Genomic DNA, 20402 nt, shown 5'->3' on the forward strand with positions numbered 1-20402 from the left:
ATTATACAAATTTAAATGGATCAGTGTGCTCTTTTGAGCGGTAGATTTCAGTGGACGTTCCCTTCTCGCCTAACCACTCTGTCAAAATGTCTGCTACGCCATCAATCATGACTTTTTCAATGTTGTGTCCTGGATCGATGATCGCCATGCCTTCCATCCAGGCATCGTGTGCATAGTGATATTTGATATCGCCGGAGATATAGACATCAGCCCCTTTGAACATCGCATTGCTGATAAAGTCGTTTCCTTCCCCGCCGGAAACAGCAATCTTTTTCACCTTTTTATCAAGGTCACCTACCACGCGGACTCCGTCCAATCCGAATTTTTCCTTCAGCTGCTGAGCAAGTTCGCCGACGGTCGTTTCTCCCTTCAGTTTTCCGATACGTCCAACTCCGAACATTTCACCCGAATTATCGAGGACAAGCAGATCATAGGCGACTTCCTCGTAAGGATGCGCCTTTTTCAACGCTGCCATGACATCTTTTTCAATGCTCATTGGATAGAGCGTTTCAATTTTCACTTCATCCACGTACTCCATCTTGCCTTGTTCACCGATGTAAGGGTCAGTACCTTCCCGTGGCATGAATGTACCGGTACCGGGAGTATTGAACGTACAATGGCTGTAGTTTCCGATGAAACCAGCCCCAGCATTCCCTAGAGCATCCCGGACCGCATCAGCATGAGTTTCTGGTACGAACACGACGAGCTTTTTCAACTTATCCTCCATCGTGTCGGCCAACACCTCAGTATCGGTCATCCCAATCGCATCTGCGAGTAAATCGTTTACGCCGCCGACTGCTACATCCAGATTCGTGTGAGCGGCGTACAGGGTTATGTCATGCTTGATCAGCTTTTGGATCGTCCGTCCATGTGAGGTATCTGGATCGATCTTTTTCAACGGTTTGAAAAGGAGCGGGTGGTGAGCGAAGATGAAATCGACTCCTTCACGAATCGCCTCATCAATGACCGGCTCGATGACATCCAGTGTGACCATGATCTTTTTCACACGTTTATTACGTGATCCGACCTGCAGACCAATCGGATCCCAGTCCATCGCCATCCATTTAGGTGCGAGCTGATCGATTCGCTGGATGATTTCTTGAGCATGGACATAGTTTTCACTCATTGTATCGCCTCCGTAACAAATTTGATCTTCTTCTCTAACTCGTTTTTCCGTTCCGTAATTTCGTCTGAAGGAATCGCCTGTTGAAGCTGTGTGGCAATCCTTTCCCAATTGTTCTTTTCCCGTTTCCACTTCTTTTTGAACGTCTCACTTTTTTCCTGCATCAAAAAAGGTCCTAGAAGTTTTTCGGCTTCAGTCAGTTTCTCATGGTTATGAGATCGCTCAGCAACGAGGATTTCGTAGATTTTCTCATCTTCTTCCAGGATCGACTCTGCAACAAGTACCCATCCATTCGCTTCTAACCATTCACGGATGAATTTTGCCCCCATGTTCGGTTGCAAAACGAGCCGCTCAACACCAGGAAGTCTATCTTTTCCCCGGTTTAAAATGTTGCTGATCAGCTGTCCGCCCATCCCAGCAATAACGACAACGGAAACCTCGTTGGCAGAGATGACTTCGAGCCCATCGCCCATCCGCACTTCAATCTGATCTTCCAAGCCAAGTGCTTTCACCTGGGACAATGCAGAGTCAAATGGCCCTTTATTCACTTCGCCTGCGACCGCATGTCGAATGATGCCTTTTTGCACCCCATAACAGGGCAAATAAGCATGATCGGATCCGATATCTGCAATGGTCGCTCCTTCTGGTATGTATGTTGTCACTTTATCTAATCGTTTGGATATGGCTATCATCGTTCTCTCACCTATTCTATTGGTCTATACTCCCCATACTATAGCTTTTTTTGGTTTCCCAATCAACTTCACTTTCGAATATAAAAAGGGCCTTCCCAAGCAGTCACTTGAGTCAGCCCTTTTCTATGATTGATTAATGGCTATCTTCTTTCTTCTTCTCTTCGCCTTCACCTTCGCCGCCTTCTTCACCGCCGTTGACTAAGAATTCAGCGACTTTTTGTGCTTCTTCTACACTCAGGCTTTGGGCTGGCATTTGTCCTTTACCATTTTGAATGATCTCTACGATCTCATCTGGTTTATACTTAGAACCAACATCTGTCAAGCTCGGTCCTACTCCACCTTCAAGGTTTTGTCCATGACATGAAGTACAACTTTGCTGGACCAGTTCTTCACCCGACTTCGTTTCGCCTCCGCCGGCCGCTTGTTCTTTAGCTTCATGAACGCCTACTGCAGACATAACAAGCATGATTGCAATTCCTACAACAGCAGTAATGGCGAATGGAATCAATGGATTTCTTTTCATCTCTAATCCTCCTTTTGATGCAGGTTATACTCTGTTATTGTTTCCTACCTATGTAATAGTAAACAAGCCATTTACTATTTTACTTGAAAATTGATAGGAAGGAAAGCCTTAAACGATAGAGATGATAGGATTGTCATCATTTGGACACGTTTCCATTGCCATAGCAAGGTTTCAGAGGATTGATGATTACACGATTCCTGTCGACTTTTCCTTCCATTGCTGCGCCAATTCTCTTAATTTGTACTTCTGGATCTTTCCAGAAGCGGTCATCGGGTATTCATCAACTATGAAAATGTATTCCGGAATTTTATAACGGGCAATTTTCCCTTCACAATAAGAGCGGATTTCATCCGTCGTGATGGCATCGCCTTCTTTTACCTGAACACATGCCGCTACCTTCTCACCGTACTTTTCATCCGGTACACCGATGACTTGAACATCCACAATGGACGGATTCGTATATAGAAATTCTTCGATTTCACGCGGGTATATGTTTTCTCCGCCGCGGATGATCATATCCTTCAATCGGCCTGTGATCTTCACGTACCCCTCATCATCCATCGTCGCAAGGTCACCAGTATGAAGCCAACCCTCAGAATCGATCGCTTTCGCGGTCGCTTCAGGCATATTGTAGTAGCCTTTCATGACAAGATATCCGCGGGTACAAAGTTCACCTTGTACGCCAGGTGCCACTTCATCATTCGTCACAGGATCGACGATCTTCACCTCTGCAACCGGATGTCTTTTGCCGACGGTTTCAACTCTTCGCTCAATCGGGTCATCTGTACGTGTTTGAGTGATGACAGGAGATGATTCCGTTTGACCATAAGCAATCGTAATTTCTTCCATTCCCATCAGATTGATGACTTTTTTCATGACTTCAATCGGACATGGGGATCCTGCCATAATTCCCGTTCTTAACGTAGACAGATCATAGTCATCGAAGGATTCAAGATTCAATTCGGCGATGAACATGGTCGGTACCCCATGGAGACCTGTACATTTTTCCTTCTCGACTGTCTGTAACACCAACTCTGGGTCGAATTGGACGATCGGGACCATCGTTGCCCCGACAGAGACGCAGGCAAGCGTACCGAGTACACACCCGAAACAATGGAAAAACGGAACCGGTATACAGAGCCTGTCCTCATGTGAGAGGTTCATCGCATTCGCGACCTGGTAGCCGTTGTTCACGATGTTATAATGCGTCAGCATGACCCCTTTAGGAAAGCCCGTCGTCCCACTCGTATATTGCATGTTGATGACATCATGGACATCCAATTCTTTTTCACGTGCAGCGAGTTCTTCATCTGATACCGATTCACCCTTAGTTAGGAACTTTTCCCAGCTAAGCAGCCCATCAGCGTCTCCTTCTTCCATATACACGAGTTGGTTGAGGACAGGGAGCACTTCTGAGCTCACTTTTCCGTCATTTCCTGTTTGACCGATGATCGAATGGATGATCTCTACATAGGAACTATCCCGGAATTGATCCATCATGAATAAAGTCGTCGTATCGGATTGTTTCAATAAATATTCGAGCTCGCTCTTTTGGTAATTCGTATTGACGGTTACAAGCACAGCTCCCATCCGTGCTGACCCGAATTGTAAAAGCAGCCATTCAAAACGGTTCGTAGACCAGGCTGCGATATGTTCCCCTTTCTGAACGCCCATCGCCATCAAGGACTTGGCAACTTGTCCAGTCAGTTGATGAAACGCTTCATATGTATGCCGTATTCCCTCTTTGCTGTAGACGACCGCCTCTCGATCAGGCCATTTTTCCGCTTTCTCTTTCAATAGTTCGCCGATGGTTTGGTTCAAGTACATGAAACAGCACCTCCATAGAGTCATTGAATATTTCTAATTATCAGAATTTAATAGGAAAATAGAGAGGGGATTGGAAGTTCAATCCCCTCTCTACTCGTTCAATTGTTAGCAGCCGATCTCTCGAGCGATGACCATACGTTGGACTTCTGAAGTTCCTTCTCCGATTTCAAGAAGTCTACCATCACGGTAGAAACGTTCTACATGATAATCCTTCATGTAACCATAGCCACCATGGATCTGGATTGCCTGATCACATACTTCCATACAAATTTCAGACGCATAGAGCTTCGCCATCGAAGCTTCTTTCGCGAATTTACGCCCTTGGTCCTTCAGCCAAGCTGCTTTATATACTTGCGTTCTAGCGAGGTCAATTTTCATTGCCATGTCTGCAAGTTTGAATTGAGTAGCCTGGAATTTAGACAATGATTGACCGAATTGCTTACGTTCCTGAGCATACGCGAGCGCTTTTTCATAAGCCGCTTGAGCTATTCCTACGCCCATCGCACCGATTCCGATTCGACCCCCGTCAAGCGTCGCTAGGAATTGTCGGAAACCATAGCCTTTCTTACCAAGCATGTTCTCTTCCGGCACTCGTACATCTTCTAATATAAGCTCTGTCGTGTTAGATGAATTCAATCCAAGCTTCTCATAATTATCAATGACCTTGAATCCTGGTGCATCTGTATTGACGATGAATGCAGTAATTTCCTTTTTACCGCCATCACGGTCAGTAACGGCCGTCAACGCTAAATTCTTAGCATAGCTCGCGTTTGTGATGAAGCACTTACTTCCGTTGATGACCCACTCATCACCGTCTTTCACGGCTGTCGTTTCCGTTCCTCCGGCATCTGAGCCAGCGTTCGGTTCCGTGAGACCAAAAGCACCCATCGACTCTCCAGTACAAATCGGCCTTAGATATTTTTGTTTCTGCTCCTCTGTTCCAAATAGATCAAGTGGTGCCCCACCTAAGGAAATGTGTGCAGAATATGTGATTCCAGCCGATCCACATGCACGGCTCAATTCTTCGACAACGATCGCGAAACTGACTGCATCGGCACCGCCACCGCCATATTCTTCTGAAAAAGGAAGTCCCATCAAGCCGAGATCCCCAAGCTTTTTATAAATCTCGATAGGGAAGCGTTTTTCCTTATCTCGTTGCTCAGCTCCTGGTGCCACTTCTTCCTCCGCAAATTCGCGAATCATTTTCCAAATCATTTTTTGTTCATCGGTTAAATCGAAATTCATTTACTCCACTCCTGACTGTTGTAATATCTCTCTGTATACGCTTACATCAATTATACGTTTAAATGCAATAATTTTTCAACAGTTAAAAAAAGTGCGAATATATCGTCATTCGGTTGTAAATTTAATATGAATATCCTAAATTTTTCCGAAGAGGGTTTGCAAATGCTTTAGAAAATAAGTAAAATAAAGGACAAGATACGTCATTTGGGCTAATATTTTGAAATTTAGCAGGATTTTTGGCATAAAAAAACACGGATCATTACATGACCCGTGTTCATTGGATTCTATTCTAAGAAATCTTTCAATCGTTTACTTCTGCTTGGATGTCGAAGCTTACGAAGTGCTTTTGCTTCTATCTGACGGATACGTTCACGTGTTACACCGAATACTTTACCGACTTCTTCAAGTGTTCGTGTGCGTCCATCATCGAGACCGAACCGTAGGCGAAGTACGTTTTCTTCACGGTCTGTCAAGGTATCGAGTACATCTTCAAGTTGTTCTTTCAACAACTCATAAGCTGCAGCATCGGATGGAGCTAATGCATCCTGGTCCTCGATGAAGTCACCAAGGTGGGAATCATCTTCTTCACCGATTGGCGTTTCAAGAGATACTGGCTCTTGAGCGATTTTAAGGATTTCACGAACCTTCTCTGGTGAAAGTTCCATTTCTTTACCGATTTCTTCAGGTGTCGGCTCACGACCGATGTCTTGTAGCAATTGACGCTGGACTCGGATCAGCTTGTTGATCGTTTCCACCATGTGTACTGGAATACGAATTGTACGAGCCTGGTCAGCGATTGCACGAGTGATGGCCTGACGGATCCACCAAGTCGCATACGTACTGAATTTATATCCTTTACGGTAATCGAATTTTTCTACCGCTTTAATCAATCCCATATTTCCTTCTTGAATCAAGTCTAAGAAGAGCATTCCTCGACCTACATAACGCTTCGCGATACTTACAACGAGTCGCAAGTTCGCTTCAGCAAGACGGCGTTTCGCTTCTTCATCACCGTTCTCGATGCGTTGCGCAAGACTGATTTCATCATCTGCAGAAAGCAAGTCAACCCGTCCGATCTCTTTCAGATACATTCTGACCGGGTCATTGATCTTTACTCCAGGAGGTACACTTAAGTCGTTTAAGTCAAACTCGTCTTCCCCACTTTTGACAACCGTTTGAATATTCGGGTCATCGCCTTCCTCTTCATCGACGATTTCAACCCCTTGATCACCCAAATACTCATAGAATACATCCATTTGTTCAGAATCCTGTTCAAATGGAGCAAGCTTATTGGTTATTTCGTTATAAGTGAGAACTCCTCTTTTCTTACCGAGTTCAACTAATTGTTCTTTTACTTGATCGATGGTCAATTCACCTTCCGCTTCCTGGCGATTAGGTTTCTCAGCCATACGATCCCCTCCTTCCATACTTCTAACTTCTGTTACTGACTTTTTAACGCTTTTTTCAATTCCACGATTTCCATCGCGATCCGTGCAGCTTCAACCATATTCTGTTCGCGTTCTGCACGCTTTTTGTCTTTCTCTCTTTCTTGTATCTGTAGCAATTTGGGATATTTCTTCACTTGCTTTACATAATCGTAAAGTTCCTGGTCGGATATATCCTCATTGATTGTAAGCATTGCCAATTCTGTGACGACCTGCTTCAATCGTTGGTCATCAACTCTTTCTAGGAACAGACTGATATCAGGTGTATGGCCTTCTGCATAATAGGCATATAGATAAGCAGCAATCGCGCTGTATTCATCGATATTGAATGCCCCGCCAAGGAGTTCTTCCACCTTTTCTGCAATACTCACATCTTTTAACATATGAGCCAGTAGTATTCGCTCCGCGTTGTGGAATGCAGGTAGAAGGCGTGAAGATTGACCGATATATTTCTTACGGTTATTCTCCCTATTTCGACCATCATTATCCTTTTTCCTCTTCTGAGATACAAAAGCCTGATATTGTTGCTGTTTCAAAGCATCCAAAGAGAGATTGAACTCTTCCGCAAGCTGTCTTAAATAGTGATCCCTTTCAACAGCTTTCGGGAGTTTTGCAATTTCATGTAGTATCTCTTCGATATAGCGCATCCGTTCTCCTTCATCTTGGAGATTTTTTCCTCTGCGCAAGAATTGCATTTTAAATGCCATGACCGTCAAACTTGCCCCTATTACATCCTGCTTAAAGCGATCACCGCCGTAATTCTGGATATAGTCATCAGGGTCCATGCCAGGTGGCATTTGGGCGATACGTACATTGCAATTCACACTTTCTATGAGTTCCGTCGCTCGGAACGCTGCATTGATCCCAGCCTGATCGGAGTCATAACAGATGACGACTGTGGTGACATTCCGGCTCAGAAGCCGTGCCTGATCTTGTGTCAGGGATGTTCCTAATGTCGCCACACCATTTGTTATACCCGCTTTCCAAGCTGCTATCACATCGACATAACCTTCAAAGAGTATGACTTTATCCTCTTTTCTCATTTCAGGTCTTGCGAGATGATAAGCATAGAGAGATTTACTCTTATAGAAAATTTTCGTTTCGGGACTGTTCAGGTATTTCGGTTCACCGTCACCTAGAATACGTCCACCGAAAGCGATGTTTTTCCCCTGGGAATCCCAGATCGGAAACATGACACGATTTCGGAAGCGGTCGAAGAATTTTCCATCGAACTCCCTTTTTGCGAGAACTCCGGCTCCTGCCATCGTATCTAACGAATAGTTCCGCTTTTGTAAAAAGGCTGTGGCGAACTCCCAGGAGTCCGGTGCATAACCGATTTGGAAGTGTTCGATCATTTCATCTGTAAATCCACGATTATGCAAGTACTCTTTTGCTTTTTGCCCATATTCCGTGTTTGTTAAACAATGATGATACAATCTGGTTAACAAACCGTGTCCTTCTTTCATGATCTCCTTCTCTTTGGAAGCTTGATCATTTTGAGGAGAGGACGGCAGCTGGGGTAGTTCAACGTTCGTGCGCTCTGCGAGGTTCTTTACAGCTTCAATGAATGTGAACCCCTCGACCTCCATCAGGAAGGAAAAGACGTTACCGCCTTTACCGCATCCGAAACAACGAAAGATTTGTTTTTCTGCTGAGACAGAAAAGGATGGCGTATTTTCATTATGGAAAGGACATAGCCCAAAATAGTTTCGTCCTTGTTTTTTCAGTTGGACATATTCACCGACAATTTCGAGGATGTCATTCGACTTTTGGATACGTTCAATCGTTTCTTCAGGAATACGAGCTCCCATACTATCACCATTCTTTACTGATCGATTCTTCTTTAAAACAGAAAGAGAAGAAGATGAACTTTATTCTGCCAAGTCCGAAAAGATATTTTTGAAGCTTTCACTGAAACGTTCAGCATCCTCTTGTGTGAATCTGGAAGGACCTTTCGTCCGATGTCCAGATCTTCTCAGTTTGCTTGAGTAATAGCGGGATTGTAACAATGAAGGCATTTCTTCGTCTGTGAAACGTTTCCCTCTCGGTGATATGACATACACACCTTTTGAAACAAGAAGACTTGCTAAACCATGATCCTGGGTAATGACAACATTCCCTTCTATCGAATGGTTGACGATATACATATCAACCGCTTCAGGTTCAGAATCAACAAGAATCCACTCTGCATTTCGGTATTGATCTGTGGCATGACTGTATGAGGCAATAAAAAAAACCTTGTACTCATAGAAATTCGAGATTTCAAGGATTGCCTTCTTTATTTGATTCGGACATGCATCTGCATCAACCAACACATTTCGAGTTTTCTTCATGTACTTGTATTTCTACATCCTCTCATCGATTCCTGCCAATTTATCAATGTTTTATATTTCAGAATATTGTCGAATAGTTATCCATAGTATACCCACAATGTCAAGATTAATAACTTGACTGTGGAAATGCACACACAATAGAGTATTATAACGTATTTTTGTAGAATTGACTATTAAAAAGTATTGGCTGTCTTTGTATATTTCGACAAAAATCGGGAGTTTCCTTCTGTGATGTGAATATTTTTATAGAGGATGAAGCTTTGTACAATTTGAAAGATCCAAATTGCTGTCTGGCAGCGGATAAGTGATGTGCATCTTTCTTGCGTCCTTCATTTTCGTTTTCAAGAACGCACAAACTCTCTTAACGACCTTCATATTACTATTTTCGCGTTATTGGGTACTCAAAGATCCGCTTTCTATCCCTCATTTTGTGATTATCGCATTTTGGAGGACAGAATAGCCCTCTTTCTATCCCTCATTTCGCCATCTTCACATTTTCAAGGACAGAATGGACCTCTTTCTATCCCTCATTTTCCGATTCTCACATTTTGGAGGACAGAATAGCCCTCTTTCTATCCCTCATTTCGCGATCTTCTCATTTATGAGGACACAAAGAACACATCTATCACCCAGATCTAAGAGATTCCATCCAATCTATTTAATAAATTCGTATGATTAAAAGGAAAAGAAGGGGCTGACAGATTTTTTGTGTCAACCCCTTCAACTTATGTGCAGGTTCTCGCCTTTATTACATCTTCTTTTTATGGATGTTCAAAATGTAGTTGGCTGTTTCTTCGACGGCTTTGTTGGAGACATCGACGACTTTACAATCAAGCTTATCGATGACTTTATCGAAGTATTCCAGCTCTTCTTTAATACGATCCATGTTGGCATAGTTCGCATGGTCATCCAACCCGAGTGCTTTCAATCGTTCCCGGCGGATGTCGTTCAACTTCTCCGGACTGATTCGAAGTCCGTAGCACTTGGACTTAGACACTTGATACAATTCCTCAGGCGGTTCTACCTCAGGAACGATCGGCACATTCGCCACCTTCAAGCGCTTCAAAGCCAAGTACTGGGAGAGAGGTGTCTTGGACGTTCTCGAAACTCCTACGAGTATGATATCCGCTTTCAAAATGCCTCTTGGATCGCGGCCATCATCATATTTTACCGCAAATTCGATGGCCTCCACTTTTCGGAAATACTCTTCATCCAGCTTATGGACGAGCCCTGGTTCATTGCGAGGTCCCTCTTCAAAGACAGAAGCCATCTGATGGATCATTGGTCCGACGATATCAACCGCAGGGACCCCTTCCTCAGCTGCCTTTTCAACCAAGTATTCTTTGATTTCAGGTACGACTAATGTATATCCTATGATCGCATGATGATCTTTTGCTAAAGAGACCACTTCATTGATGGTTTGTTTGTCTTCCACATAAGGAACACGTCTGATTTCGATATTTGTAGATTTGAATTGGCTTGCAGCCGCTTTGACTACGAGTTCAGCCGTTTCACCGACAGAATCCGATACGACATAGACGACTGGGCGTTTTACTGTATCTGCCATAGGTACCTCCTTACTGCGATTTGTCGTGCACATTCACGTTAAATGATTGCGTCTCCAGAAAAGTCCACCAACGCTTTCGTAATATTCGTTTTCGTAATGCGTCCGATCACTTCAAGGTCAACTTCTTTTTCCGTATCTTTAACGACCGGTACTGCATCGATTTGTTTGTCGATCAGCTTTTCCGCTACATCAATCAAAAAGTCATCTTTCGTACAAACCGTTATATTCGGCATCCTAGTCATGATGATGGTGACAGGAATGGAATTGAGGTCTTGATTTCCCATGCTTGCTCGTAATAAATCTTTCCGTGATAAAACGCCTGCAAGTTTCGCTTCCTTATTCACCACAAACAACGTTCCGACATCTTCAAGGAACATCGTGCATATCGCATCATAGACCGTTGAAGATTCTTGTACGACGACAGGTAAAGATAAATAATCTTTCACTTTGATTTGACGAATCTTTTCTGTAAGTAACTGTGCACTGGTTTTGCCTGTATAAAAATAACCGACACGAGGACGTGCGTCCAGGTAGCCTGCCATCGTCAGGATGGCGAGGTCAGGTCTGAGCGTCGCTCTTGTTAGATCTAATTGCTCAGCGATCTGTTCACCGGTGATCGGTCCAAAGTCTTTGACGATCTCGACGATTCTTTCTTGCCTATTATTCAGTTCTATTGGGAACACCACCTTACTGCCCTATATGCTATACTCTTTAGAAATCATTATATCCTATTTCCATGTAACATAGGAAGTATAATCGATTAATTGTGCCATAATGATCCAATTGTACAGCATATTGAAGAAAGAAAACGAAGACCTCACTTCAGGTCTTCGTTTACATTTTCATTTTACCATGGAGCTCATTAAAACACTAATTGATTGAAGTCCGCAAAGGCATGAATGACGTGCGCCAATTTTTTCATTTGAGTTTGACGGTTCACCCGTAATTTTTCGTCCTCTGCATTGACCATCGTGTTGTCGAAGTAGCGGTCGATGACTTCCGGCAATTCACTCAGCTTTTCGTAAAAGACGATGACATCTTCAAGCTGATGGACGGATTCTCTTGCTTGATCCGCTTCTACATACCTTTCAAATAGTGCTTGTTCCTCTTCATTTTCAAATAGACTCGGATCAATTTCCGCTTCCGGCTCTGAGAGATTTTTTGAGATGTTCAGAACCCTCGACAATGAATCGTTCATCTCTTTGAAGTTGTCTTCCTTCAACGAGGAAGCGAGTATTTCTGATTTTCTCAACAATAGATCCACTCTTCCGATTTCACCAGTCAGAATCGCATCAATGACGTCATAGCGTACGCCTTGGTCCTGCAAAATCGTCTTCATTCGGATGTTGAAGAATTCGATCAGTTGTCCGTAAACCGCACTACGGTCATTTTTCAACAAACCGCGCTGTTCGTATTCATCCAACACAGCGTTCAACAGTTCTTCCAACGTGACTGGCCAGCCCTTTTGCAAGAGGATTTGCAGTACCCCTGCAGCTTGTCTTCTCAAGGCATATGGGTCTTGTGAACCTGTCGGAATGATGCCAATACCGAAGCATCCGACAATCGTATCCAACTTGTCAGAAACACTCAATACAGAACCTACAACGGTCCCCGGAAGCACGTCTCCTGAGAAACGAGGCTGATAATGTTCATTGATGGCTGCTGCAATCAGTTCTTCCTCACCAAAAAGCTTCGCATATTTTTCTCCCATCACACCTTGAAGTTCAGGGAATTCATATACCATCTGGGTCACCAGGTCGAACTTCGAAATGGCCGCAGCTCTCTGGATCGCATTTTTCGAATCCGCATCTAGCTGTAGGAGCTCACTTGATCGCTCAGCATGCGCTTGAATCCTTTCAACCTTGTTGGCTACGGTTCCTAACTCTTCATGGAACACGATCGCTTCTAGGCGCGCGAGGAAGTCATCAATCGACTTTTTCTTATCTTCATTGTAGAAGAATTGAGCATCCTTCAGACGTGCTCGCAATACTTTTTCATTACCCTTTGCCACATTTTGCAGGTGAGCATGATCACCGTTTCGAATAGCAACGAAATGAGGCTGTAATTCACCTTCTTGATTCTGGACAGGGAAATAGCGTTGATGCTCACGCATTGATTTAATCAACACTTCAGAAGGCAGCTCCAAAAACTCTTCGTCAAAATTACCGTATAAAGCGGTTGGATATTCGACGAGATTGTTGACCTCTTCTAATAAGCCTTCATCAATCGGAATGATCCATCCTTCATCTTCCTGGAGGTTTTCCAATTGATTCTGGATTGCATCCTTCCGTTCCTTCGAATCTGCGATGACAAATTGTCCAAGAAGTTCCGTCGGATATTGTTCTGGCGTTTCAATCTGGATTTCTTCTCCGAGGAATCGGTGACCGTAAGTCGTCCGGTCAGCCTGTACATCTGCAACTTCGAGTTGAGGCACTTCGCTTCCATACAAGAATAGGATCCATTTGATCGGACGGACGAATTTGAATTCCTTATCGCTCCATCGCATGTTTTTAGGAAAATGAAGGCTTTGGATGACTTGATCCAACTGATGAAGAAGATCCATCGTCGCAACACCGGAAGTATGCTTATTCGCAAACACATATTCTGTATTTTTGACTTCTTTAAAGAAAAGATCCTGAGGATCTACCCCTTGACCTCTCGCAAAGCCGAGCGCAGCCTTTGACCAATTGCCTTCCTCATCCAACGCGATTTTCTTTGCCGGTCCTCTTAATTCTTCCTGTTGATCCTCTTGCTGCTCGGCAACGTCAGTCACTTTGACTGCTAAACGTCGGGGAGTAGAGTAAGGAATCACTTCTCCGAATTGGATACGATTTTCCGTAAACCAACCAGCAATTTTATCGGATAGCTGGTACATCGCATCTGTTACGAAGCGGGCGGGCATTTCCTCCAGACCAATCTCTAAAAGTACGTCTCGTTTATTCATCTTCCTTCGCCCCCTTTAACATTGGAAATCCTAGCTGTTCACGTTGCTCGTAATACGCTTTCGCACATTTTCTCGCAAGCTTTCTGACGCGACCGATGTAACCGGTACGTTCCGTAACGGAAATGGCACCTTTTGCGTCCAATTGGTTGAACGTATGGGAGCATTTCAGTACATAGTCATATCCAGGGAAAACCAACTGCTCATCGATTGCACGCTCTGCTTCTTTTTCATAAATGTTGAAAAGATTAAAGAGCATCTCATTATCGGACACTTCAAACGTATACTTCGAGTGTTCGAATTCCGGTTGATAATAAAGGTCATGGTATGTGATGCCAGAGTGCCATTCCAGATCGAAGACATTCTCCTTATCCTGTATGTAGGATGCGAGTCTTTCAATTCCGTAAGTGATCTCGACGGAAACCGGCTTCGCATCCAATCCACCGACCTGCTGGAAGTAGGTGAACTGTGTGATCTCCATTCCATCCAGCCATACTTCCCAACCTAATCCTGATGCGGACAGTGTTGGTGCTTCCCAGTTGTCCTCAACAAAACGGATATCATGCTCAAGTGGATCGATACCGATCTCCTTCAAGCTCTCTAGATAAAGCTCCTGGATATTGTCTGGAGAAGGTTTCATCACCACCTGGAATTGATGATGTTGATACAAACGGTTTGGGTTTTCTCCGTAACGACCATCCACCGGTCTTCTGGACGGTTCGACATATGCGACATTCCACGGCTCTGGTCCGATGCTTCGTAAGAACGTCATCGGATTCATCGTTCCGGCTCCTTTTTCAACGTCATAAGCTTGCATGACGAAACAGCCTTGATCAGCCCAATAACGTTGTAATGTCAAAATCATGTCTTGTAAATTCATAACGCACCTCCACGTTTCATTTGTCGTTGTTCTGGTCCAGCTCATAGAACAGAAAAAACTCCCGTTCCTATGTCCAGCCCAGACATAGGGACGAGAGTTACCCGCGGTTCCACCCTATTTGAAGATGATTGTCGTTCATCTTCCACTTTATTGGAATGCTCCAGAGCGCCATTCCTCACTTCTCAATCCCTGGCTTCCACTTTCCCAGAGTCGCTAACATTGAGGTCAGTAAGTACTCCTCTCTATCTACGCATTTATGTTTACTTTTTGTTGAAAGTATCATAATGTTTTTCAACCCATTTGTCAACCTTCACTCGAAAGCCTGGATCTGATCAAGGAAGCGCTTGGACTTCAATCGAATTCCAGTATACTCATCAATGTAAGTCGTTAAAACTTGTTTGAGTACTTCTTTCGTTTCCTTTTTCACTGATACATTTCCAAGTCTCGATAAGTCGATGTGATAGAACAGGTTCAAGAGTCTGGCTGTATGTGTAGACAACCCAAGCGCATTGGGATCTGTGTGACGGTCTTGTTCACAAAGGAATCCACCTTCTGATATGGAAAAGTAAAAGCTTCCTTCCTTACGACCGCACATTACACATCTGTCCACCTGGGGTCCGACACCAGCTAACCTTAGCATCTTCATTTCAAAAATCGCTTTTAAAATATCAGGATCCACATCTTCATCCAAGTACCGGAGGGATAAAGATAGAAACTCAAAAAGCGCAGAAGACGGCTTCTGATCTTCCGTTGATTTATCCAGCAATTCCACCATATAAGCGGCATAAGCGGTTTTGACAATATCTTGCTTGATGCCTCTGTATGTGTGGATGATTTCACCTTGACTCAGACTGCCAAGACCGCTCCCCTTTTGGATGAGAAAATGAGCATGTGTGAAAAGCTGGGAAACAGAAGAGAGGCGACTTTTCGTTTTCTTCGCCCCTCTTGCCATCATCCCTAATTTGCCAAAATCCTTTGTATAAACAGTCAGTACTTTGTTTGATTCACCGTAATCTGACGTACGGATCACAATGCCTTCTGATTTGATCAACATCTCCATCACCGCCATTTCAGTGTGGGAGTAATCAAAGTTCTGTTTCTATATAATCGCCTTTCCTTTCTTCAACTTCCAACAGGTCTGCCGATGCCTCATGGTCAGCCTCGAGTTCTTTCCACAGCAGGTACGTATCAATGTCCCCGGTTTGACAAAACAATTTCCAGGTAAAGTCCCTCATGGAATTTCTCCACCTTTCGAAAGAAAATAAGCAATCTTTAAGATTAGAATGACCTTGATTACAAATTTCATGTTATGGAATTTTTGACAATTTCATTTATGCCACGATAATGCCCGAAGTAATCAATACTCGTCTTCACTGAATCCGAAGTCTCTTAAGTTGAACGGACGATTTCTCCAATCTTTCTGGACTTTCACCCAAAGTTCCAAAAAGACCTTCGAACCGAGAAGATGCTCGATATCTTGACGTGCATTGGAACCGATTTTCTTCAACATACCACCTTGTTTGCCGATCAGAATCCCTTTTTGCGAGGATCGTTCGACCACAATAGTAGCCTGGATATCAACCATATTACCGCCTTCACGTTGCTTCATCTGATCGATGACGACCGCAACAGAATGAGGCACTTCTTCATGAGTCAAGTGAAGTACCTTTTCACGGATTAGTTCCGCAACGACGAATCGTTCTGGGTGATCGGTCACCTGGTCCTCTGGATAATACTGAGGCCCTTCTTCTAAGTACTTTTTGATCTGGTCCATCAACGTGTTCACATTGTTACCGTTGAGAGCTGAAATCGGCACAACCTCTGCAAAATCAACTTTTTCACGGTACTGTTCGATGATCGGCAGAAGATCATCAGGATGGACTTTATCGATCTTGTTGATGACTAGGAAAATAGGGCTATCCACGTTTTGCAGACGATCCATGATGAATTGATCGCCTCTGCCGAAGCCTTCTTCCGCATTGATCAGAAACAAGATGATGTCGACTTCATTTAATGTATCTTGAGCGATTCGGGTCATGAAATCCCCGAGCTTATGTTTCGGTTTATGAATTCCAGGGGTATCAATGAAAACGACTTGCTCTTCGTTCGTTGTATAAACCCCATGGATCTTATTTCTTGTCGTCTGTGGTTTGTCACTCATAATCGCGATTTTCTGTCCTAAAATGTGATTGATGAGCGTTGATTTTCCTACGTTCGGACGTCCGATAATCGAAACGAATCCAGATTTGAATCCTTCTCTATTCATTTAAATCCTCCGGAGAAAATGCACCTGGCAACAGTTCACTTACCTTCAATTCCTGTACATCTCCATTCAAATTCGTCAAATATACAGGCATTTCAGGTGAACAGAGTTCAGAAATGACTTGTCGGCAAGCCCCGCATGGGGGCACAGGTCGCTTCGTATCCGCGACAACAGCCATCGCTTTGTATGATTTGTCCCCTTCTGAATAAGCCTTGAATAAGGCTGTACGTTCTGCACAATTACAGAGACTGTATGCTGCATTTTCAATATTGGAACCCCGATAGACTTTCCCGTCTTCAGACAACAGGGCAGCTCCTACCTGGAATTTCGAATAAGGTGTATAGGCATATTTTCTTGCTTCAATTGCTTCTTTAATCAATTCTTCTTTATTCAAATCATTCACCTCTAAGTCACTATTTCAATTAATGGTTCTGCAAATAGAAGGAATCCTATTATAACAGCAATGACACTGAAAATAAAGACAGAGCCTGCAGAGAGATCCTTAGCCTGCTTGGCGAGCGGGTGATGATCTTCTGTTATGAGATCGACTGTTCTTTCAATGGCTGTATTCATCAATTCAAGACTGAGCATGATGCCGATCGTAATCAGGAGAACCATCCATTTGGTCGGCGAAAAATCAAATAAAAAAGCAAAAAGAATCGTCAACACAGCAAACACGCTGTGGATTTTGAAATTCCGTTCATTCCAGCCTTCAATGACCCCTTCCATGGCGTACTGAAAGCTTTTCATGACATATTTCATGATCGATTCAATCCATACGATTCAAGGATGCTGTCCTGTCTTTCGAACATCTCCTTTTCCTCGTCTTCATCCATATGGTCGTAGCCTAGCAAGTGTAAAAATCCATGGACCGCTAGAAAACCGAGTTCCCTCATGAACGAATGGTTGTACTCATCGGCTTGTTCTTTCGCCTTATCGATTGAAATGATGATATCGCCCAGCAGTACTGGTTGATCAGGAGAATGAACGATTTCCAATTCTCCCTCTACTTCATCTTCAAGCGCAAACGAAATGACATCCGTCGGCCGGTCGATGTTGCGATATTCTGCATTAATTTGTTGGATCCGTTCATTGTTCACGAAGGTGACGGACAACTCCGCTGTTTTTTCAATCGTTTCCTGTTGGGCAGCGTGTTGGAGCAGACGTTCGATCTCTTCCATAATCTCTGCTTCCAATTGTTCCGTTTCATCAATCAGTTCAACTGTTAACATTATGCCTGACTCACTTTCTTTTTATGAATTTCCTCAGGATACTCGATGCGTGAATGGAACATACCATTCAACGTTTCACAAATGCTGACGGTTACTATTTCGAGCTCCTTCAATGTGATGGAGCACTCATTGAATTGCCCGTCTTCCAGACGATCTGCAATGATCTTTCGAACGAGCCCTTCGATCTTCACAGGTGTCGGCTTCGGCATTGAGCGCACAGCCGCTTCAACCGCATCAGCTATCCCGATGATTGCTACTTCCTTCGTTTGGGCTTTAGGTCCAGGGTAACGGAAGTCGCTTTCCTCAATCTGTTTGTCTGATTGTTGCATCGCCTTATGATAAAAATATTTCAACAAAGTCGTCCCATGATGCTGCTCTGCGATGTCCACGATCTCAGTCGGTAGATTATGTGCTCGTAGCATTTCTGCGCCATCATACGGATGAGCGATGATGATCGTCTTACTGAGTTGTGGTGATATTTTATCATGCGGATTCTCAATATTCATTTGGTTTTCAATAAAGAAATGCGGACGCTTCGTTTTACCAAGGTCATGGTAGTATGCCCCTACTCTAGCAAGTAATCCGTTGGCACCGACTGCTTCACAAGCCCCTTCAGCCAGGTTCGCAACGACTACACTGTGATGGTACGTTCCAGGAGTCTCCATCAGCAGTTTCCTTAATAGAGGATGATTCGGGTTCGACAGCTCTATCAACTTCATAGATGTCAAGATTCCGAATCCTGCTTCAAAGAATGGCAACAACCCGAGGGTCAGTACCGCAGACAGGAATCCAGATAGAAGTGCAAACCCTACTTGCCAGGTGATGATCCAAGGATCAAAATGTCCGTTCGTAAGAGCCAAAATCAACAGTACGACAGAAGCATTGATCAACGCTACATACGTACCGGTCTTCAAGATCTTCGATTTCACATTTCGTTTCCCAAGAAATACGATCCCCGCGATGGAACTGATCAGTATGTATGTTCCGAATGTGAAGTTGAACGGGCTGGTCGTATTCTCGTTAAAAATTAAACTTCCACAAATCGCAAAAACGATACTAGAGATGATCGCCGTCTGTTCATCAATCAGCATCTTGATCATCATCGTTCCAAGCGCAACCGGAATGATGAATGCAACACTTGGGTAATAAATACTGATGAGACTTACAATTTTCATCAATACGAGTGTTAGAGAAAAGAGTAAAACATAAATGATGATTTGAATGTTTTCTTTCTTCTGTTCACCAATGAGATCTTTCAAGAAATAGATGAGAAAAGCCGTCATCAGAAGAGTCAAAATCCCCAGTCCGATGTAAGGGAAAGGCGATACATCGTCTTTCAATAGACCGACTAATTCCAATTTGTAAAGGTCATCACTTGTAATTTCTGAATTCCTCTCAACAAGGACTTCTCCTTCACGGATGAACACCGGTTCTACATCTTCAATTGCTTTCTCTCTTAATTCCTTTGTCTTTTCCGCATCAAATGTATAGTTGGAAATGATCGCACTTTTCGTGATTTCTATGAGCGCAGGCTTCAGCTTTTCAGGTAGAAGCGACTCAGTAATTTCCGGCTCGACTTCCTTTTTCCGGTCATTGATTTGATCTACTGAAATCGGCTGATCCATGATGTCATGAATTGTACTACTGGCAAGATCCTTTGCAAATGCGACATCTGAAGGTTTTGCATCTAGAAATGTGTTGAGTGACTCGGAAGAGATGTCTTTTGCGATGAATTCCGGCAGGTCTTCTTTTAACTCTGCGATCTGTTGTTTACGAACTTCATCACGTGCTTCCTGGTCATTCTCCGTTTCTTCTTTATTCTGATCCGTTTCCTCTTGCGTCTGTTCAATCGCTGTGAAAAGCTCTTCGATTTCGACGACTTGATCGATCGCTCTTCCATTATTCAAAATGTACCGATCTTCAATACCCGCGGCAGCTTCTGCCTCTTTCAAGGCGGTTTCTTTCGGATTTTGTATACGAATCGGGGATTGGATATCTTCTTCCGCGACAGAGTTCACCTTGAGATCGATCCGTTCCGGAATGACATTGCTCAACATGGTGACGAACATCGCTACGGCAAGCGCAGCATAAAGAAGCATGCGGCTGATCTTGCTGTTTTCGATTCGGTTCCACCTGGATTTCATATCTTGAATGAGTTTTGGAGACATTCCAATAACTCCCCTTCCGTTCTACATCTGCCCCTATTCTACCACGGATTTTATCGATTTGGACGAACTTGGATGAAAATTTTGTAAAAATAATGTCGATGGAATCTTCTCTTTTATCGCTCCGGTATTGAAAGTATCTTAGCAAAGAAAAAAACTGATCCGC

General features: G+C 43.6%; 19 protein-coding genes and 1 other annotated feature. All 19 genes read right to left on the reverse strand.

What is annotated here, in order from left to right; translation table 11 throughout:
• Position 1 precedes the first annotated feature (1 nt).
• The 19 genes from ACSVDE_RS09900 to ACSVDE_RS09990 all read right to left on the reverse strand — a co-directional run bounded on the left by ACSVDE_RS09900 (position 2) and on the right by ACSVDE_RS09990 (position 20239).
• Positions 2–1126 (reverse strand): Nif3-like dinuclear metal center hexameric protein, encoded by a 1125-nt coding sequence (locus ACSVDE_RS09900; protein WP_439300739.1) that lies wholly within the window; start codon positions 1124–1126, stop codon positions 2–4.
• Complete coding sequence (locus ACSVDE_RS09905) at positions 1123–1815, reverse strand: tRNA (adenine(22)-N(1))-methyltransferase (protein ID WP_439300740.1); 693 nt, start codon at positions 1813–1815, stop codon at positions 1123–1125. Before ACSVDE_RS09905 ends, ACSVDE_RS09900 begins: the two co-directional genes overlap by 4 nt.
• 133 nt (positions 1816–1948) lie before the next feature.
• Positions 1949–2338: a cytochrome c550 gene (gene cccA / locus ACSVDE_RS09910; RefSeq protein WP_439300741.1), complete on the reverse strand. Its 390-nt coding sequence runs from the start codon at positions 2336–2338 to the stop codon at positions 1949–1951.
• A gap of 186 nt (positions 2339–2524) precedes the next feature.
• On the reverse strand, positions 2525–4165 hold the full coding sequence (locus ACSVDE_RS09915) for an AMP-binding protein (RefSeq protein WP_439300742.1): 1641 nt from the start codon (positions 4163–4165) through the stop codon (positions 2525–2527).
• Between the two features lie 105 nt (positions 4166–4270).
• A complete protein-coding gene (locus tag ACSVDE_RS09920) occupies positions 4271–5410 on the reverse strand; it encodes an acyl-CoA dehydrogenase family protein (protein ID WP_439300743.1) in 1140 nt (379 codons plus the stop codon).
• 284 nt (positions 5411–5694) lie between these two features.
• On the reverse strand, positions 5695–6819 hold the full coding sequence (gene rpoD, locus ACSVDE_RS09925) for an RNA polymerase sigma factor RpoD (RefSeq protein ID WP_439300744.1): 1125 nt from the start codon (positions 6817–6819) through the stop codon (positions 5695–5697).
• Positions 6820–6851: 32 nt separating this feature from the next.
• Positions 6852–8666, reverse strand: coding sequence for a DNA primase (gene dnaG / locus ACSVDE_RS09930; RefSeq protein ID WP_439300745.1), 1815 nt, complete (start codon positions 8664–8666; stop codon positions 6852–6854).
• A 60-nt stretch (positions 8667–8726) separates the two neighbouring features.
• Positions 8727–9188, reverse strand: a complete 462-nt coding sequence (locus tag ACSVDE_RS09935) for a YaiI/YqxD family protein (RefSeq protein ID WP_439300746.1) — start codon at positions 9186–9188, stop codon at positions 8727–8729.
• Between the two features lie 748 nt (positions 9189–9936).
• Positions 9937–10755: a pyruvate, water dikinase regulatory protein gene (locus tag ACSVDE_RS09940; RefSeq protein WP_439300747.1), complete on the reverse strand. Its 819-nt coding sequence runs from the start codon at positions 10753–10755 to the stop codon at positions 9937–9939.
• 38 nt (positions 10756–10793) lie between these two features.
• Positions 10794–11438: a helix-turn-helix transcriptional regulator gene (locus ACSVDE_RS09945; protein ID WP_439300748.1), complete on the reverse strand. Its 645-nt coding sequence runs from the start codon at positions 11436–11438 to the stop codon at positions 10794–10796.
• Positions 11439–11617: 179 nt separating this feature from the next.
• A complete protein-coding gene (gene glyS / locus ACSVDE_RS09950) occupies positions 11618–13699 on the reverse strand; it encodes a glycine--tRNA ligase subunit beta (RefSeq protein ID WP_439300749.1) in 2082 nt (693 codons plus the stop codon).
• The gene (glyQ, locus tag ACSVDE_RS09955; RefSeq protein WP_226546508.1) at positions 13692–14576 is read right to left on the reverse strand and encodes a glycine--tRNA ligase subunit alpha; all 885 of its coding nucleotides are present in this window, start codon (positions 14574–14576) and stop codon (positions 13692–13694) included. Before glyQ ends, glyS begins: the two co-directional genes overlap by 8 nt.
• Positions 14577–14659: 83 nt before the next feature.
• Positions 14660–14834, reverse strand: a binding site (T-box leader).
• 52 nt (positions 14835–14886) lie between these two features.
• On the reverse strand, positions 14887–15630 hold the full coding sequence (recO, locus tag ACSVDE_RS09960) for a DNA repair protein RecO (RefSeq protein ID WP_439300750.1): 744 nt from the start codon (positions 15628–15630) through the stop codon (positions 14887–14889).
• 31 nt (positions 15631–15661) lie between these two features.
• On the reverse strand, positions 15662–15811 hold the full coding sequence (locus ACSVDE_RS09965) for a YqzL family protein (protein WP_226547640.1): 150 nt from the start codon (positions 15809–15811) through the stop codon (positions 15662–15664).
• Positions 15812–15933: 122 nt separating this feature from the next.
• Complete coding sequence (gene era, locus ACSVDE_RS09970; RefSeq protein WP_439300751.1) at positions 15934–16842, reverse strand: GTPase Era; 909 nt, start codon at positions 16840–16842, stop codon at positions 15934–15936.
• Positions 16835–17233, reverse strand: coding sequence for a cytidine deaminase (locus tag ACSVDE_RS09975; RefSeq protein ID WP_439300752.1), 399 nt, complete (start codon positions 17231–17233; stop codon positions 16835–16837). Before ACSVDE_RS09975 ends, era begins: the two co-directional genes overlap by 8 nt.
• Before the next feature lie 11 nt (positions 17234–17244).
• Entirely contained in the window at positions 17245–17601 is a 357-nt protein-coding gene (locus ACSVDE_RS09980; RefSeq protein WP_439300753.1) for a diacylglycerol kinase family protein, read from the reverse strand.
• Positions 17598–18074, reverse strand: a complete 477-nt coding sequence (ybeY, locus tag ACSVDE_RS09985; protein WP_439301976.1) for an rRNA maturation RNase YbeY — start codon at positions 18072–18074, stop codon at positions 17598–17600. The genes ACSVDE_RS09980 and ybeY overlap by 4 nt, the downstream gene beginning before the upstream one ends.
• Positions 18071–20239, reverse strand: coding sequence for an HD family phosphohydrolase (locus tag ACSVDE_RS09990; RefSeq protein WP_439300754.1), 2169 nt, complete (start codon positions 20237–20239; stop codon positions 18071–18073). Before ACSVDE_RS09990 ends, ybeY begins: the two co-directional genes overlap by 4 nt.
• Positions 20240–20402: the final 163 nt, after the last annotated feature.

This window comes from Pseudalkalibacillus sp. Hm43 (genome assembly GCF_051842935.1).
GTDB lineage: Bacteria > Bacillota > Bacilli > Bacillales > Fictibacillaceae > Pseudalkalibacillus.

Coding starts and splice junctions, on each gene's coding strand:
- ACSVDE_RS09900 (WP_439300739.1), bottom strand. CDS start 1,126: ATGAGTGAAAACTATGTCCATGCTCAAGAAATCATCCAGCGAATCGAT.
- ACSVDE_RS09905 (WP_439300740.1), bottom strand. CDS start 1,815: ATGATAGCCATATCCAAACGATTAGATAAAGTGACAACATACATACCA.
- cccA (WP_439300741.1), bottom strand. CDS start 2,338: ATGAAAAGAAATCCATTGATTCCATTCGCCATTACTGCTGTTGTAGGA.
- ACSVDE_RS09915 (WP_439300742.1), bottom strand. CDS start 4,165: ATGTACTTGAACCAAACCATCGGCGAACTATTGAAAGAGAAAGCGGAA.
- ACSVDE_RS09920 (WP_439300743.1), bottom strand. CDS start 5,410: ATGAATTTCGATTTAACCGATGAACAAAAAATGATTTGGAAAATGATT.
- rpoD (WP_439300744.1), bottom strand. CDS start 6,819: ATGGCTGAGAAACCTAATCGCCAGGAAGCGGAAGGTGAATTGACCATC.
- dnaG (WP_439300745.1), bottom strand. CDS start 8,666: ATGGGAGCTCGTATTCCTGAAGAAACGATTGAACGTATCCAAAAGTCG.
- ACSVDE_RS09935 (WP_439300746.1), bottom strand. CDS start 9,188: ATGAAGAAAACTCGAAATGTGTTGGTTGATGCAGATGCATGTCCGAAT.
- ACSVDE_RS09940 (WP_439300747.1), bottom strand. CDS start 10,755: ATGGCAGATACAGTAAAACGCCCAGTCGTCTATGTCGTATCGGATTCT.
- glyS (WP_439300749.1), bottom strand. CDS start 13,699: ATGAATAAACGAGACGTACTTTTAGAGATTGGTCTGGAGGAAATGCCC.
- glyQ (WP_226546508.1), bottom strand. CDS start 14,576: ATGAATTTACAAGACATGATTTTGACATTACAACGTTATTGGGCTGAT.
- recO (WP_439300750.1), bottom strand. CDS start 15,630: ATGTTGATCAAATCAGAAGGCATTGTGATCCGTACGTCAGATTACGGT.
- ACSVDE_RS09965 (WP_226547640.1), bottom strand. CDS start 15,811: ATGAGGGACTTTACCTGGAAATTGTTTTGTCAAACCGGGGACATTGAT.
- era (WP_439300751.1), bottom strand. CDS start 16,842: ATGAATAGAGAAGGATTCAAATCTGGATTCGTTTCGATTATCGGACGT.
- ACSVDE_RS09980 (WP_439300753.1), bottom strand. CDS start 17,601: ATGAAATATGTCATGAAAAGCTTTCAGTACGCCATGGAAGGGGTCATT.
- ACSVDE_RS09990 (WP_439300754.1), bottom strand. CDS start 20,239: ATGTCTCCAAAACTCATTCAAGATATGAAATCCAGGTGGAACCGAATC.